The 15519-nt window shown below is 59.7% G+C and carries 13 protein-coding genes; all 13 read right to left on the bottom strand.

Features of this window, described 5'->3' with window-relative positions; all coding sequences use genetic code 11:
• Positions 1–43 precede the first annotated feature (43 nt).
• The 13 genes from J5W70_RS12145 to J5W70_RS12085 all read right to left on the bottom strand — a co-directional run bounded on the left by J5W70_RS12145 (position 44) and on the right by J5W70_RS12085 (position 15505).
• A complete protein-coding gene (locus tag J5W70_RS12145; protein WP_102731389.1) occupies positions 44–1192 on the bottom strand; it encodes a phosphotransferase enzyme family protein in 1149 nt (382 codons plus the stop codon).
• Positions 1193–1264: 72 nt separating this feature from the next.
• Positions 1265–2185, bottom strand: coding sequence for a hypothetical protein (locus J5W70_RS12140; RefSeq protein WP_022397327.1), 921 nt, complete (start codon positions 2183–2185; stop codon positions 1265–1267).
• A gap of 89 nt (positions 2186–2274) precedes the next feature.
• Positions 2275–3381, bottom strand: a complete 1107-nt coding sequence (locus J5W70_RS12135; protein WP_022397326.1) for an acyltransferase — start codon at positions 3379–3381, stop codon at positions 2275–2277.
• Positions 3382–3460: 79 nt separating this feature from the next.
• Positions 3461–3826 carry a hypothetical protein gene (locus J5W70_RS12130; RefSeq protein ID WP_022397325.1) on the bottom strand — a complete coding sequence of 122 codons (366 nt, stop codon included), beginning with the start codon at positions 3824–3826 and terminating at the stop codon, positions 3461–3463.
• Between the two features lie 605 nt (positions 3827–4431).
• Complete coding sequence (locus tag J5W70_RS12125) at positions 4432–5397, bottom strand: acyltransferase family protein (protein WP_215840653.1); 966 nt, start codon at positions 5395–5397, stop codon at positions 4432–4434.
• 128 nt (positions 5398–5525) lie between these two features.
• Positions 5526–7835: a polysaccharide pyruvyl transferase family protein gene (locus tag J5W70_RS12120; protein WP_022397323.1), complete on the bottom strand. Its 2310-nt coding sequence runs from the start codon at positions 7833–7835 to the stop codon at positions 5526–5528.
• Entirely contained in the window at positions 7822–9357 is a 1536-nt protein-coding gene (locus J5W70_RS12115; RefSeq protein WP_022397322.1) for an oligosaccharide flippase family protein, read from the bottom strand. Before J5W70_RS12115 ends, J5W70_RS12120 begins: the two co-directional genes overlap by 14 nt.
• 7 nt (positions 9358–9364) lie before the next feature.
• The gene (locus J5W70_RS12110) at positions 9365–10387 is read right to left on the bottom strand and encodes a glycosyltransferase family 2 protein (RefSeq protein WP_022397321.1); all 1023 of its coding nucleotides are present in this window, start codon (positions 10385–10387) and stop codon (positions 9365–9367) included.
• Positions 10384–11421 carry an acyltransferase family protein gene (locus J5W70_RS12105; protein WP_022397320.1) on the bottom strand — a complete coding sequence of 346 codons (1038 nt, stop codon included), beginning with the start codon at positions 11419–11421 and terminating at the stop codon, positions 10384–10386. The genes J5W70_RS12110 and J5W70_RS12105 overlap by 4 nt, the downstream gene beginning before the upstream one ends.
• 49 nt (positions 11422–11470) lie before the next feature.
• A complete protein-coding gene (locus J5W70_RS12100; RefSeq protein ID WP_022397319.1) occupies positions 11471–12475 on the bottom strand; it encodes a glycosyltransferase family 2 protein in 1005 nt (334 codons plus the stop codon).
• Between the two features lie 23 nt (positions 12476–12498).
• Positions 12499–13347, bottom strand: a complete 849-nt coding sequence (locus J5W70_RS12095; RefSeq protein WP_022397318.1) for a glycosyltransferase family 2 protein — start codon at positions 13345–13347, stop codon at positions 12499–12501.
• A gap of 3 nt (positions 13348–13350) precedes the next feature.
• On the bottom strand, positions 13351–13890 hold the full coding sequence (locus J5W70_RS12090; protein WP_022397317.1) for an LbetaH domain-containing protein: 540 nt from the start codon (positions 13888–13890) through the stop codon (positions 13351–13353).
• 34 nt (positions 13891–13924) lie between these two features.
• Complete coding sequence (locus tag J5W70_RS12085) at positions 13925–15505, bottom strand: hypothetical protein (protein WP_022397316.1); 1581 nt, start codon at positions 15503–15505, stop codon at positions 13925–13927.
• Positions 15506–15519 lie beyond the last annotated feature (14 nt).

Here is a 15519-nt window from a genome sequence, read left to right as displayed (position 1 = left end):
CCGGTACTATCATAAAAGTTGAAGGAGCGCGGATGATTCTCCCTCAGCCGTTAACGGCATGAAAGCATTTACGGATGCATTCTTCCATTTCAGGCATCTGCTGTTCCATGCTTTCCACCAGCTTGAGCTGGGTGCGCGCCCGGTGCAGGTTGTGGCGCTCCCTTTCCGTTTTAAAGTAGACGTCCCCTTCCAGGTAGTCCGTCAGGAAGCGGATGCCGGTTTCCAGCGTGATGAGCAGGCCGGAAAAGGCGAGTTTGGAGATTTCCTGCGGTGTGATGAAGTCTTTGACGGCATCCAGGTAGCCCTTGACGACGGCTTCAAACATGGGCATGCGCAGGTAGGTTTTGTCCAGGTCTTCCTCATCTTCCGCCGCAGGAGAGGTCATGGTGCGCACCATGTCCCCGAAGTCGTACAGGATGCTGCCGGGCATGACGGTGTCCAGGTCAATGACGCAGACGGCCTTGTCCGTTTCCCTGTCCAGCATCACGTTGTTGATCTTGGTGTCGTTGTGGACGATTCTGACGGGGAGTTCCCCGCGCTCCTGAAGGTCCAGCAGCACGTCCACGTACCGTTCGCGGCGGCGGATGAAGTCCAGCTCCCTCCGGCAGGAGTCCAAACGCCCGCGGGAGTCCCTGGCAGCCGCTTTCTGCAACCGGTCAAAGCGCTTGCGGGTGTGGTGGAAGAACGGGATGGTTTCATGGATGTCCTCCGGGTTCATGTCGCACAGGAGCTGCTGGAAGGCGCCGAAGGCGCGGGCGGCCTCATACGCCTGGCGCGGATGTTCCGCCACGTCAAACGTGTGTGTGCTTTCAATGCAGTTGTAGCAGCGCCAGAAGCCGGAACCGGGGATTTCCAGGTACTTGCGGCCTCCACGGGCGGAGTACAGGTTCAGCGTCTGGCGGAAGGGCGTTTTCAGCACCCGGAGCATCTTCCAGCGGATGTGGTTGGTTACCTTTTCCACGTTGTGCATGACGTCCCTGGGGCATGGGAAAACGGCGTCATTCACGCGCTGGAAGATGTAGCGGTCCGTGGTGCCGTCCATTTTCCGGTAGGTGGCCCGGAAGGTCATGTTGATATGGCCGCTGTTGATGGTGTCGCAATGGAGGAATTCTCCGGCGATGGCGAAGGCGTCGCCCAGGGCGGCAACCTGTTCCTGGAGGGAATCAGTATGGAAAACGGCGGACAGTGGCATGAGCGGGGAAGGAAGAGGCTCCCGGCGCATGCGGGGAAGTGCCGGGAGCCGCGGGAGTAGGGATTGAAGGGCTTAGAAGGAGTAGGTGAGCCCCAGCCCCGCCACGAACGTGAAGTTGCGGTAAATTCTGGCGGGGATTCTGGAGGGGAAGCGGTCGGAAGGACCGCGGTAGTTGCCCGCCATGCCTCCGTTGCCCAGCCAGACGGTACTGACGAAGGGGGTGAGGACCAGGCGGTCCACCGCCTTGAAGGGCACGGCCACGGTCACGGAAATGCCCTGGGTTCCGTTGGCGTTGAGGGAGTCCCTGTCAAAGTAGCCGGCGGAGGCGTTCCAGGTTCCCGCTACAATCAGGGAGGAAGACGGGTTGAAGTCATATTTGTAGCCCAGCGTGTTGGTGAACCACCAGCCGGACATCCAGCGGAAGGTGTATTGCACGCGGCAGTCCCAGAAGAAGTTTTCCAGTCCTTTCCCGAAGTCGTGGTGGATGTCCAGTACAAAGCTGTGTTCTTCGGAACGGCTGTGTTCAAACGCCGGGAAGTCGCTGGAGGTCTGGCCCAGATGGACGTTCATCAGGCCCGGCAGGCCGCCGTTGACGAACTGGTAGCCCAGGGAGGCCATCGTATAGTCGCTGAATTTGCGGCTGACGCCCAGCAGGGCCGTTGCCTCGTCGGAAATGCCCGTGCTGTTGTGCGTCAGGTCATTCTGGGTCAGCCACTGGTATTTCACGCCGGCCAGGATGGAGTATTTTTTGTTGAGGTCGTAAGCGCCTATGGCTTCCACGGGAACCACATGGTCGCTGCCGGACTGCTGGAAAGCCAGTCCGCGGCTGACGTACTTGGTAGCGTAGCCCGTTCCCAGCAGGGCGGAAAACGGACGGGACGCGTCATAAGTGGAATTCAGCACCCGGAGGGGAACTTGAATATCGGCGGAAGCCATTCCTGAGAGAGCGAAGGCCGCCGTGCATGCCGCAGCGGTAATAGTTGTATATTGCATGGTTTGCCGACATAGTAATGGCGCCGTTCAATTCCGCAAGACAATCTTTATAAATTCGAAAGAATTTTCAGTTAAATTACAGGGGGAAGTTATAATGGAATGAGTCGGAGAATCCATTCCTTCAATTTTAACAGGGTTCCTTCCAATTTAAGGGACAGTTCGCGGATGTGCAGCAGCCGGAACAGGCCGCTCCGCACGTAGTCGATCAGGGAGCAGGCGAGGTAGATGCCCAGGCTGGCTCCCAGCGCCCCGGCGGCCGTGAAGTACCAGGGGCAGGCCTGCAATTCCGCAAACCGCGCCTTGATGATGTTTTGCCAGATGAGGGGATTGTTATGGATGAGGTAAACGGCAAAGGAAAGCGGGGCGAAGAAGGAAATGAGGCGGATGGCGGTTCCGCTGCTGATGCGCATGCGCGCGCAGGCCATGAGCAGGAAGAAGGAGGACAGGCAGCAGAACGGCGCCGTATAAGAGACAAAGAGTTTTTCCGCAATGCCCGGATTGAGGGGAAGATACCCCAACGCGATTACTCCGGCGGTGGGGAGGATGCAGCACAGGACGTAGTAAAGCGCGGGCCGCTTTAACGTGCTCCAGAGCTGGAAGTGCCCCAGGCAGCCGCCGACGACGTACAGGCAGACCAGCCAGATGGCGCTGTAGCCGCCCTGGCTGAGCCAGTTCCCGTAGCCGGATATGGTGGAAAAGAGGGAGAAGACAATCAGGACCAGCAGGCAGAGCCACCTGGCGGATTCCCTGCTGAGGGAACGGATGGCCGGATTAAGGAAGGGAATAAAGCAGAACAGGACGGCATAAGCCGTAAAGTACCAGTAGGCCAGGCGCAGCACGGGAAAGAATGCCTGGATCATTCCCTTAAAGCTTACACTGCCCGGCACGAGCCATTTAAATAAAAAGGTTATTCCAGCGGTGTAAAAGAAGACCTGAAACCATAAGTTGATAAAACGGGAAATCCGGTACGGCACATTGACGCCCACGTAGCCTGTGATAAGGGCAAAGCAGTTGACGGCGCAGTAGGCGCTGAGTTCAAGATACCAGGAGACGGCGTAATTGGGCGTTCCGAGGAAGCTGTTGTCCAGGTTGCCGCCCTCCCCCCATTTGAGCACATGAAGAAGGACGACGAAGAACATGGACAGGCACCGGAGAAGGTCAATGCCGTGATTTCTGGAATGGGCCGGGGCTGCCATGAGAAATGCCAAGGAAAAGGTGATGCTGCTGGGATCTTACGCCGGGACTGCCGCCATTGCCTGCAAACGCTTCATGATTTTATTTTTCTTCCTCAACGTTCTTCGCGGCTCCCTCCACGGCCCGCGCCATGAATTCCTCCAGCGTGAGGTTTTTCCGGACGGCGGCTTTCATGGCAAGATTGATGATCCGGTTTTTCAGGGGAACCGTGATGAGGGAAGATACCTCATTGGAGGCGGCCAGGGCTTCCTGGCCGTCCATGAACCGCTTGATGAGGATTTGGGCATGCCGGGAGAGCTTTTTTCTGACAAAGTAGTTGTCGATGGCGCTTCTGTTCATGCCAATGGCTGAAGCCAGCGTGGAGCGGCTGATATGATTTTCAGCCATCCAACGCCCCAGCTCCAGAATATCCACAAGAGGTTCTTCCATGTGGGGTACTTTGCTCATTGTAATGATGAATCAAAGATTTTGAGCGGAGTATGATTGATAATCGCTCAATGAATGTCCTTGTTGAACACAATAAAGGGTGGGTGCCATCAATGAGTGTTGTGGATTCCCCGGAGAGCCGGGTAATTTTTGGAGGGAGGCATGCGCCTTCCTTTCTTTTCTGGATACTTCATCCATTGGTCAGAAATGAATAAAAAATCATCGGCGGCGTTCTTGCCGCGGCCCGTAATCCTTGTTGATTCCGTTAGGGACATTCTCCATTCTCCGGAATCTTATTGTTTGAATTAAAGTTTCCTTGCCCTTTCTTAAATTCTGCCCTGCCGCATTTGCAGGGGCCGGAACTTGGCGAATGCATCCGGGACAGGCGGCCATGGAAGATAACAAGGCGGTCCCGGAGGGACATGGACGGACAGCGCATCAATTCATGGAGATGCATGCAGCCGAACGGATGAGGGCACATTCTTTTTCTGCGTAAGGAATGTGTTTTATCCCAGGCAGAAACTGGCGGAAGCTTCCCCCATGTGGCTTGGGCGGCATTTCTCCGGCTGTGACCGGGTATCCTTTCCCGGTGGACGGGGCGGATGTCTTTAATGGGTCTTTGCCCTTTAAGCCGACGGCTTTCCTGACGGCCGTTTAACATGGGCCAGATACGGCAGCAGGAAAGGGGTGAAACGTTTCAAGGCAAAATAGAACAGCACAATAGCCGTGAATGCCAGCAGCGGGGTGAACAGGGAGAAGGCACCAAATTTCATGGATGAAGGAAGGCATTCGTAAATGGGCAGGTGCAGCATGAACGTCAGAAAACAGGCGGGAGCCAGCAGGGCTATTCTGGCGGCAACGCCGGGCAGACGCTTTTCCATCCAGATGCCTGCGTACATAATCAGCATGACTCCCAGCAGCATGCCCGCGACCGTTTCCGTCCACAGGGAAAGGATTCCGGCGGAGTGCAGCAGAACCATCGCGGAGGAAACGAGAATGCTCACGCAGAAGACGACGCCGAATTTTTTGTTCAGCACCAGATGGATGTCGTCAATCCGGCGGGAACTGAGCACGACGCCCAGCAGGTAGAAGGCGCAGGACCCCACGGAGAGCGTCACCAGGGGATCGGGAGCCATGTTGCAGAAGGAGAAAAAGAGGAGCAGCGCGGGCAGCAGCAGTATTTTAATGCGGGCCAGCAGCGGCGTCAGCAGGGTAAGAATGATGATGTCCCGCAGAAACCAGGAGGGGCCGATGGGGGGAACGTCGGGGGACTCGCTCCCGAAGGAGAAGAGGTCCATGCCCGGCAGGAAGACGTCCCGGATGCCGGCCAGGTCCGCAAGCTGGAAGGAGCTGCCGGCAGGGAGGGAGAGAAGGAACAAGTACAGCACGTTCCAGATCATGTACGGGATGAACAGCCATAAAGCCCGGTCAACTGCCTTGTTCCAGGTGATGTTTCTTGCCAGAAAGTAGCCGGCCAGCACCAGGAAGAAGGGAACCCTGCCGTTGTAGAAGAGGTGGATGCCCGTTGTCTTGAGCAAGGGGGAGGACAGGTGCACGTACATGATCAGGAGCGCTGCAAGCACCCGCGACACGTCAATTCATGCGACACGTTTTTTAGGGATTTCCATGGGAAGGGAGTTTTTCTGCGGCATGAGCCGGATATTGAGTTGGCAGAGGGTTGAAGTTAATGAAGGGCGGAAGGTAGGGAACCGTCCGGGCGTCATGATCTGCGGATGCGGTGGTACGCCCGTGCCAGGAGTTTTCTTCCTTTTTTCCTGAGCCGCTCCCACCGGGACGGCGGTCTCCTGGTCAGTTTTTTCTCCGTCAGGCGGCTGTATTCTGCCAGGGTGGCATCCCTTTCCCCGGAGAACGCCTGCTGAAGCCATTCCCGGGATTGCGAGATTTTCTGTTCCAGCAGTTCATTGACGGGAGCGTAGTCCATCGTGAGCGGGACGTTCTCCGGCAGGGCTTCCGCGTCTTCGGGCAGCATGCGGTCCTGAAGCCGGAGAAGGTTCAGCAGGGAGTGGAAGCGCCCGGAGCCGCGCATGGGATTGTTGATGCACAAGAACGGCTTGTTGAAGATCAGGGCGAAGCAGACGCCGTGGAAGGAGTCCGTAATGAAAAACTCGCAGTGGAGGATGTTGCCGAGCCATTCATATAACGTGGCTTCCTTCATGGTATTGGGCAGGTTCAGCCTGCCGAGGTTGTCCACCTCCTTTTTCTGGATGTCCACCATGTTCAGCAGGGGGAGCCCGAGTTTGGAGGAGGCGTCCAGCAGGAGCTTCCTTTTTTCCGCCGCCGGGTCCAGGATGTAGGAGACGATGCGGCCTTTGGCCGCCGGAGGCGCCTGCCGTGCCAGCTCCTCCCAGCGTTCCCTGCCCAGCAGGAAGACGGGGTCCATCACCCAGGCGCTTTCACGCCCATAGTGCCGCTTGAGGTGCTCCACCATCGGTTTTTCCCGGACGGAAACGGCATCGAACCGTTTGAGCAGCATGGCCGTTTTTTTAAGATATTTCCCGGAAGGTTCCGTCAACTGCCCCATGGACGGCCCGTAGGCGATTTTCCGTTTCTCCCCTCTGGCGAAGTCCAGGAAGAAGAAGTGCCCCATGAAACCCTGGTTCCACACCTGGTCGGAGCCTACCATGAACGTGTCAAACTGGTCGTTTAAGTGGTAGGCGTAGTCCAGGGAGTGCAGCGGCGTTGTGGAAATGCGCTCCCGGACCAGGAATTTCCTGAATACCGTCGCAGGGTCTTTCTGCCGCTCCGTGAAGGAAAAATCAATCAGGGAAACGCTTTTTCCCATTTGCTCCAGCAGCCGGTAAAGGGCGAAGGAGGTGAGCACGGCTCCATAGTTGCACGTCATCCAGACGCCCAGCAGGCCCACCTCCGCACGGGGCTTGAAGCGGGCCGTGTGCTGCGCCACCGCTTCCGTGAAGGGTTTCTGCCGGAGGTCCCGGAGGAAGTTCCGGCGCGCCAGCCGGGAGGGGAAGGCAGCCTGCCGCCGGATGCCCCTGTTGGTGTGTTTGACGGCATGCCAGTCCTCCCGGTGCAGAAAGAGCTCCCTCCCGCATTGGTTTAAAAGTTCTTCCCCGCGGGGAGTGTTCGCCAGCAGCAGGGAGATTCCCCTGGAATCATCCCACTTGGGATGGAAGTATCCCGCGCCCCAGAAGTCGGCCAGGGTCAGGTCACTGGTGCGGGGGCCGGAAGCATGCGGGCAGTTGTAGCATGCTTCCCCCAGGCAGATGTCTGACAGGTACGCCTGCATGAAAAGGTCTTCCGTATAAATGCGCGCGCCGGAACCGGAGCCGTCCCGGTGGAATTTCATCACGGAGTAGTGGTTCCAGCCGTGGGTTTTGTCCCGGAAGTTGATGCAGCTTATCTGCCGGTCCGTGCTCCGTTCGTAATCCTGCCGGTACGCGTCAAAAAGGTTTTTGGAGGGTACGCCGTGGCAGGCGATGTCAATGATGAAGAGGCTGTCCCAGGGCTTTTTCAGATAGGCTCTCAGGGCCGCCGCCTGGCAGGGCGTCCCGGAAAACAGGACCGTTTTCCCCTCTTTCAGGTCCTTCTTGATGTCCCGGTAGGCGTGGCCGGGGTCCGCCTGAAGGTATTTGCTGCCGTTCAGGAGCTTGAGCTCCGGCAGGGAGTCCAGGCGCACATGGCGGACGGAAAGTTCCCCGTCCGTGTTCCACGCCACGCCGTAGACCACGCCTCCCTGTGCAAGAATATGCCGGGCCAGGATGGTGAAGACGCCTCCGCTGGAGGAGTTCAGGCGCACGGCCTCGTCCAGCGCCCAGGCCGCGTATGCCCTGGGCTCGTCAAACGCCTGGGGGGGCCGTGCGGGCGCATTCAGGTCCGGGCAGGTTTTGGTGCAGAGGCCGCAGTGGACGCACGCTTCCAGATTAACCGCGGGCGTTAAGAAGCCGGAGGGGCTCCAGTTCATGGAAATAGCGTCCCTGGGGCAGATGTTGGCGCAGGCGGAGCAGCCCGTGCACAGGGTGGAGAGCTCAGGCGGGGCATCAGTTTTTATCATGGCGGGAAGGAATCAGTTTTTGCAGGGGGCCGAGAAACATGTCCCGTTCATCCCGGTTGAGGTAGAAGAACCAGATGGTTCCCACGGCCAGGAGGCCGTAGCAGAAGGCGAAGGCCAGGAAGGAGAACCAGTTGTCCAGCGTTAGCAGGGCAACCGCTCCCAGCCCCGCCAGGATCATGACGGCGGAGGGCAGCAGCAGGGGCCCGTAGGTGCGGCGGAAGAAGAGCCTCATGTCCAGACCGGCGGTGCGGGCGTAGTAGCGGTTGATCATCAGCACCTGGCCGATGAACAGGGAAATGGCGGTGCCGATGAACATTCCGATGGTGCCGTAGTACAGGGAGATGAAGTAGCCCAGGATGACGCAGAGCAGGGAGGAGTAAAAGAGGATGATGGCCCTCCCCTTGTGGATGTTGAGGGCCTGGAGGATGGCGAGTCCCGTGTTTTGAGTCAGCGGAACCAGCAGGGGGAGTAGCACGATGACGGCCCCCACCCAGACCGTGCCTGTCTGGTCCCCGATGGTTTTCCCCACCCACAGGTGCAGGAAGTCGTGGCCGCAGCTGATGAAGGAAACCAGGATGACGCTCAGCAGGGCCAGTTGAAGGCGCCCCACCCGTATCATCATGCGGGTGAGCTGCTCCTTGGTGGAATCCAGGGCCACCATCTGCATGATTTTGGGGGCAATGACTCCGGAAATGGCGGTGGAAGCCGTCATGAAGTACTGGGAGAACGAGATTCCCAGCGTGAACAGGGTGACCGCCTGGGCGCCCGCCGTCCTTGCCAGGATGGGAGTGCCCGCCCGCCAGTAGAACAGGTCCATGAGCTGGTTCAGCAGAATCCAGAAGGAAAAGGTGAACATCTCCCGGTACAGCTTCCAGTCAGGCTTGCGGAAAATGATGCGCACGCCCAGGCAGCGGATGGTGTAATACGTTCCCCACGCCAGGCTGGCTACGCCGATGCCCACGCCCAGGACGGTGAGGGCGATCGCCTTGTACCCCCAAACCAGAAGCAGAACAGTAAGAAGCGTATTGAAGAGGGAGAGGCCCAGGCTGACCAGCCCGGGAACGATGAATTTCATGTAGGACCCAGGCACGCAGGACAGCGGCCGCAGGGGAAAGGCCAGGATGATGTTGCCCAGCGTCAGCAGGTACAGGATTTTCAGGGTGTCAAGCTCCGGCCCGGACAGATTGGGGAACAGGGCGCCCAGGTTTACATAGCAGATCATGCCCGCCGCGAAGGTGAGCAGCCCCAGGAAGGAGAACAGCATCATGGCCTGTCCCAGGAAATGGGCCTCCCGGTCGTTCTCCTTTTTCGCGTGATAGGTGGCGATGTATTTGTTGACGGTCACCCCCAGGCCGAAGTCCGTCAGGGACAGCCACGCAATCACGGAATTGCTGAGCATGAAAATGCCGTATTCATTTTCTCCCAGACTGGACAGGGTAAACGGGGTCAGAAAGAACTGCGTCGCCAGCCTGACGATGATGGATATGTAATTAATGCAGGCCCCCGTCTTGATTTCATTCATGTGGAATTTATTTCTTGTTGGCCAGCAGGTTCCCGAGCAGGTGCCCGTAATTTGATTTGAGGGAAAAGTAAAGTATCCGCGGCAGGTTGGCAAGCGTCACATATTTTTTTAAGGCGGAAAAAGCTTCTTTCCGTATGGCCTTTTCCCGGTCGGGGTAAAGGCTTTTTATTCTATCCGCAAGAAGTTTATAGTTGGCATAGCAAAGCCTGAACAGGACCAGGAGGCTCCGGCTCCGCTGGAAATAGTTGCTGCTGTACGGGGAACGCCCGTCAATGCAGTTGCTCAGGTCCAGGATGGCGCGAAGGGCGTTCATGTAATCCTCCAGAGGCCTTTTCCGGTTGAAGAAATTGCTGGTAACCCCTGTTTCCCCGTCGGCGGAATATTGATAAAAAGGCTTGTTGATGACGGTTACGGAGCTGCAATGGCAGAAACATTGCGCCGTGAAATAAAGATCTTCCGCAAATTTGACGTTTTCCGGGAATTTAATTTTATTTTTAACCAGAATTTCCTTTTTATATATCTTGGCCCAGCAGGCCGGAATGTTGTTGTTTTCCACAAACGGTGTTCCCGCGTGGAAAACAGCCGTGGAATCCGGAGGCAGGGGGCGGATGGAGGGGGACATGAAGCCCGTCCATTCCGCCGCGCAGGAAACGAGGCTTGCGCCGAAGACGACCATGTCCGCTGCGGTCTCCCGCATCGTTTCATGGCAGGCCTGGAGCGTTTCCGGGAGGAGCCGGTCGTCCGCGTCCACAAACGCCAGATGCGGGGCATGCGCCAGGCTTATCCCCAGGTTGCGCGCCGCGGACACCCCTTCATTCCGCTTGTGGATGACGCGGAAGCGCGCGTCCTTCCGGGCGTATTCATCCAGAATCGCGCCGCTGCCGTCCGTAGAGCCGTCGTCAATGCAGAGGCATTCCCAGTCCGCCAGGGTCTGTTTCCTGATGGAGTCCAGGCAGGCCGCAAGCTGCTTTTCATTCCGGTACACCGGGATGATGATGCTGAACAGGGGGATGTGCGCGTCCGGGGTCATGAAGGGAAAGTCAGGGGGGCGGCGGGTTCAACGGAAAGGGCGAGGGGGGAGTACATCTTCTTTTTGAGGAACAGGAACCTGCTCCAGCCCAGGGCATCGCATAATCTGGTGACTCCCAGGCAGGCCGCCAGCACCAGCGCCACGGACAGGGCGGCAAAGCAGATTCTGCTGGAATCAAAGGCCAGCACCGGTACCAGCGGCTTGCACAGGAGCGTGAAGGCGGGGGAAAAGATGACGATGGACAGGGAATTCCTGCCCAGGTAGGCGAACAGTTCCCGGATGGCCCTGCCTGCGGAATCGCAGGTTTTTACCAGAAAGCTGAGCGTGAGCATGCAGAGGCAGAGCCCCAGCATGCTGTCCCGGGCGGGGAGGGGGAAAAGGAGGCAGAGCGCGGCGGCGGGGACAGCCGCCCACAGGGTGGGGAAGAAGCATTTCAGGATGGGGAGCCCGGTCATCCGGAAGAAAGCCCCCAGGAGAAAGTAAGCGGCGTGAATTATTTGGAACGCCGGATTGAACCAGGAGACGGCGGCCAGGAGGGCGGCGCATACGACCAGCCGGGCCGGAGGGGACAGGCGAGGAATGCGGGAGACGGCGTAGTAAACGGGCTGGCACACGGCCAGCAGGTAGAGGTACCAGTACGTTCCGGCGGGGGCCAGCAGCAGCGCCTTCCAGAAGGCGGGGAACGCCGGGTCCAGCCGGTTGCTGGCGGGAACGGAGGCGGGCAGATGGGACAGGGCCAGGTAGTACAGCGATTCAAAGACCAGGTACGGCGCCAGAATGCCCAGCCACGTTTTCAGGAACTGGCCCGGAGTCTTGCCGGTATTGGCGAAGAAGCCGGAAAGGATGATGAAGCCGGACATGTGGAAGACGTACACGTACCGCGTGACGTCCAGGTAGTGCGTGGAGAACCAGGACAGGTGGAAAAGGACCATCAGGGTGATGAGAATTCCCTTGAGGTAGTCCACTTGCGGAATCCGGCCCCTGCCGGGCGCGGCTGCGGGCGGGGGAATGGCGCTGTCAATGGCTGCTTGCATGGCTGGAAAATGGGCGGCGGAAAAAAACGGTTGAGTGGCGCATGAGGCGTTAAAGATGCCTTGTTTTCAGCAGGAGATGGGCCATGCGGTACCTGCGTGCGGCCAGCAGGCGGCAGACCAGGTGGAAGTAGGGGCCGCACAGGCGCAGGTCAGCTCCGCGCGCGGCCAGTCCGCTGGAGAGGAAGTCCCGGAACACCGCCTTGCGGGCGGCGTAGGACTGCTGCTGGAGGGCGTGGAAGATCACGTTGATTTTTTGCAGGATGTAGCCTTTGACCACGGGAACGTCTTCCTGCGGGAGGGCCAGCGTGTCCGTCCACGCCAGGAATTTGGCTGCCAGCATGTCTATGTCCTGCACGAGGTTGAAGCGGCTGCGCTTGGCCGCGCCGTTTTCCTCCTCCCGCGCCCGGTAGTGGTAGAAGGCCCTTTTCACCAGGCTGATGCCCGGAGCGCAGGCGGAGAGGTAGTCCAGGACGAACTGGAAGTCCTCAAACACCACCGCGGAGGCGTTGAAGCGGATGCCGTTTTTTTCCAGAAGCTCCGTGCGGAACAGTTTGTTGCAGGAGGATTCCATGTCCAGGCTGGTCAGCAGGTAGCGCAGGAAGGCGCCCGTTTCTTCCGCGGGAATGTACTGGTCCCGGCTGGGCAGCGCGGTTTCCGTGCGGGTAAGGCGGCAGCCCGTGTGGAAGTCCTTGCTGATTCCGTAGCAGTGGAGCGCGGCTTCCGGCGTGCGGAGGGCGGCGTCATGAAGGCAGGCCAGCATGTCCGGCTCCACGGAGTCGTCCCCGTCCACGAAGGCGGTCCAGGTTCCCCGCGCCCGGGAAAGGCCCGCGTTGCGGGCGGCGCTCACGCCGCGGTTTTCCTGGTGGATGGCAGTGAAGCGCGCGTCCTTCCGGGCGTATTCGTCCAGAATGGCGCCGCTCCCGTCCGGAGAGCCGTCATTGATGCAGATGCATTCCCAGTCCGTCATGGCCTGGTTCCTGACGGAATCCAGGCAATCCCGGAGAAAGGGGCCGGAACGGTAAACGGGAATGATGATGGAAAAGAAGGGATTCATGGAAAAGCGGGAAGAAATGGGGGTCAGCGCGCCGTCTTGCCGGAGCCTTTTTTCTGTTTCTCAAATTGCCGGGCGTCCACGAGGGTCCTGTACCACCAACCCTGCATGAAATGCCACAAAAATCCTTCCCGTCCGTCCAGAAAACCCAGCTTGAGGAAGTAGCGGTAGCAGAAGTAGGCGAAGGAGCGCCAGAAGAGAGGCTGCCGGGCGTAGCGTTCCTTCATGGCGCGCTTCCTTTCCGCCTGCCCGTTGATGCCGGAGTCCGCCGCAGCGGAGGAAAGAATGTCTTCCAGGTCAGCCAGCTCCCGGGCGGAGTAGTCCACGTGCTTGTGCGCCCACCAGCCCAGTCCGTTCAGGTTCTCGTCCACGAAGTCGTGCTCGAATTCCACGGCGCGCCCGCGGCTGAGCTCCATGTGCTCGTCCATATGGCGCTGTTCGCATCTGGCCGCTCCGTAACGGAACAGGCGCAGCAGCTTGACCGGGTAAACGCCGTGCTTCATCCACCGGCCCAGGAAGATGTGCCTGCGCTTGTGGATGACTCCGGTGACGTCCGGGGGAAGGGCGGGCAATTTTTCCTTCAGTTCCTCCAGGGCTTCCGGCATGAACCACTCGTCCGCGTCCAGGCGCAGAACCCAGGCGGTGGTGATGGGGCAGTGGTCCAGCGCCCAGTTGAACTGCGGGGCGTAGAGGCCGGGCCATTCGTGCTGGAGGACCTGCACGTGGGGGTATTCCCGGCAGATGGCGGCGGTGTTGTCCGTGGAAAAGCAGTCAATGACGAAAACTTCTTTGGCCGCCGGGAGGATGTTCTCCAGGCAGCGGCGGATGTGAAGTTCCTCATTCTTGGCAAGGATGATGACGGAGAGGTCGAGCATGGTTCAGCGGAGCGTGCGTTGTTTGATGAACTTGGCCGGATTCCCGCCCACCACCGTCCATGGGGCCACGTCCCTGAAGACGGCGCTGCGGGCTCCCACCACGGCTCCCGTGCCTATTGTCACCCCCATGCCCACGAAGGCCTGCGCCGCCACCCAGGCCCGGTCTTCCACGGTGATGGGGGCGGTGACGAGGGCGTGGCCGGGGTCTGAAATGTCATGGGAGGCCGTGCAGAGGAAGGTTCCCTGGGAGATGACGGCGTGGCTGCCGATGGAGATGGGGGCCTTGTTGTAGATTTCCGTATCTGGGCCGATGCAGGCGTATTCCCCCATGGAGAGGTTCCACGGCGCCCATATCCTGCTGCTGGGGTACACGAGGGAGACGAGCGGTATTTTTGCCCCGAACAGGCGCAGCAGCAGATTCCGGGGCACCTTCATGGCGTTGGTGGCCATCATCCGGAAGAGGGTCCGGTTGATGACGTACCAGCCGTACCGTTTGAGGCGGTGGCTGAGGGAGTAGTGTTCCTGGTAACGGGACAGGTTCATGGCGGGAGGATGTCGTTTGAATGGTGAAAGGCGTTCAGGGCCGGGAGGCCGGAGCGGCGGAAGGTTCCGCGTCTGTTCTCATTCCGGTGGAGAAGGGGCGCAGGGGGCCGTCCGCGGATTCCCCTGCTTTCTGGAAATAGGCGGCCCGGAAGGCGGCTCCCTCTCCGCTGCCCCATAGCGGGGCGTTCCAGGGATGCTCCGGGTGGTGGAGGTGGCCCTCCCACAGACGCTGCATGTTGGCAAGCCGCGCGGATTCCGTGAAGGCGAGCGTGGGCGCGGCCTTGGCGAAGACGGAGAGGCTGGGCAGGGCCGCCAGCGCCAGATAGCAGACGCACCATGCGCGCCACGGGCGGGTGCCCACCGGCTCCGCAAAGATGCGGGTGAAAAGGAGGGCCAGGCAGAAGAAGCTGACGCTTGAGGCCTTGTAGCAGAACTCATTGTAGCCGCCCACGGAACCTATGTAAATGAAGTAGGTGAGGGTCAGAACGGCCAGCGCGGTCCAGAAGAGGTCGTCTTTTTTAAACCGGCGGAACAGGAGGACCGCCGGAGCGCCGACCGTCAGCAGCCAGGACCCGGCCAGCGCGCCCCAGAATTTCCAGCCGCCGTGCCGGAGCAGGTCAAAGGGGGAGTCCTCCCAGGTCAGGCGGATGCGGTTGTTCCCGTTGCTGCTCGTGAAGTAGATTCCGGCCAGCAGGACGAGCGCGCCGCCCGCCAGCACCGTCCAGGAGGAGAAGTACTGCCTGGCGGGAATGCGGCGGACCAGCGCGCGGACGGCAATGAAGACCAGCAGGCCCAGCGAACCGATGGGGGAGGCCAGCAGGCACAGGGAGGCCAGGAAGAGCTGGTGCCGTGGCGGTATGTCCCAGGCAACCGCCATGGCGAGGAACAGCCACAGCAGCGTGGTGTGGTGGAAGGTGTAATGGAGCTGCATGGTGGGGGCCACGCCGCCGAAGAAGGCCAGCACCGTCAGGTAGAGTTCATGGGCCGTCTGCCCCTGCGGGTTGAATAAATGAACGCTCCATCTGACCACGCCGTCCAGCGGGCCCTGGAAGATGAGCAGGACCAGGAAGAGCAGGGTGGCCATGCGGAATTTGCCCCAGAGGACCGTGAGCGCCAGCGCCAGGCCCAGTTCAATCCAGGCGGTCAGGACATAGTTGACGATGAAGACGTCCGACCAGGAGAAGCATTTGCATATCAGGGCCGGAGGCAGCCAGAAGGCGAGGTAGTAGATGAAGTGCCTGCCGTCCGCTTCCGCCAGCGGCCAGTCGCACCGGATGAGTGTTTCGTAAATGGGGTTGCGGACCACGAAGTCCGCGTGCTGGAGGGCCACCCCCGTTATTCCTCCCGCCAGCAGCCACAGGAGGGAAAGAAGAAGGGCGCAGAGGTAAACGGCCAGCTGCCGCCTGGTGAAGTGAAGCGTGGGGACCGGGAGCTTCACGCACAGCAGGACGGAAGCCGCCGCCACGGCCATGGCCGCCGGAACGGAGAACAGGGGCCTGACCCAGCCCAGCAGGAAGAGGATGGTGGGCAGAACCATATAGGCCACGGCGCAGGAAGCCAGGAGCCTGCCGCTGATGGTGAACGCTGTGTCCGTGTTTTTCCGTGTCTGTTCCATGAGGTGGCTGAATG

Source organism: Akkermansia massiliensis (assembly GCF_018847375.1).
GTDB classification, from domain to species: domain Bacteria; phylum Verrucomicrobiota; class Verrucomicrobiia; order Verrucomicrobiales; family Akkermansiaceae; genus Akkermansia; species Akkermansia massiliensis.
The sequence above is the reverse complement of the archived record's forward strand: the minus strand, read 5'-3'. Positions and strand labels throughout refer to the sequence as shown.

Bases quoted from the DNA above. Each gene is read 5' to 3' on its own strand.
- J5W70_RS12135 (WP_022397326.1), bottom strand. From the start codon at position 3,381: ATGGCAGCCCCGGCCCATTCCAGAAATCACGGCATTGACCTTCTCCGG.
- J5W70_RS12130 (WP_022397325.1), bottom strand. From the start codon at position 3,826: ATGAGCAAAGTACCCCACATGGAAGAACCTCTTGTGGATATTCTGGAG.
- J5W70_RS12120 (WP_022397323.1), bottom strand. From the start codon at position 7,835: ATGATAAAAACTGATGCCCCGCCTGAGCTCTCCACCCTGTGCACGGGC.
- J5W70_RS12090 (WP_022397317.1), bottom strand. From the start codon at position 13,890: ATGAACCTGTCCCGTTACCAGGAACACTACTCCCTCAGCCACCGCCTC.
- J5W70_RS12100 (WP_022397319.1), bottom strand. From the start codon at position 12,475: ATGAATCCCTTCTTTTCCATCATCATTCCCGTTTACCGTTCCGGCCCC.
- J5W70_RS12085 (WP_022397316.1), bottom strand. From the start codon at position 15,505: ATGGAACAGACACGGAAAAACACGGACACAGCGTTCACCATCAGCGGC.
- J5W70_RS12105 (WP_022397320.1), bottom strand. From the start codon at position 11,421: ATGCAAGCAGCCATTGACAGCGCCATTCCCCCGCCCGCAGCCGCGCCC.
- J5W70_RS12145 (WP_102731389.1), bottom strand. From the start codon at position 1,192: ATGCCACTGTCCGCCGTTTTCCATACTGATTCCCTCCAGGAACAGGTT.
- J5W70_RS12110 (WP_022397321.1), bottom strand. From the start codon at position 10,387: ATGACCCCGGACGCGCACATCCCCCTGTTCAGCATCATCATCCCGGTG.
- J5W70_RS12140 (WP_022397327.1), bottom strand. From the start codon at position 2,185: ATGCAATATACAACTATTACCGCTGCGGCATGCACGGCGGCCTTCGCT.
- J5W70_RS12115 (WP_022397322.1), bottom strand. From the start codon at position 9,357: ATGAATGAAATCAAGACGGGGGCCTGCATTAATTACATATCCATCATC.
- J5W70_RS12095 (WP_022397318.1), bottom strand. From the start codon at position 13,347: ATGCTCGACCTCTCCGTCATCATCCTTGCCAAGAATGAGGAACTTCAC.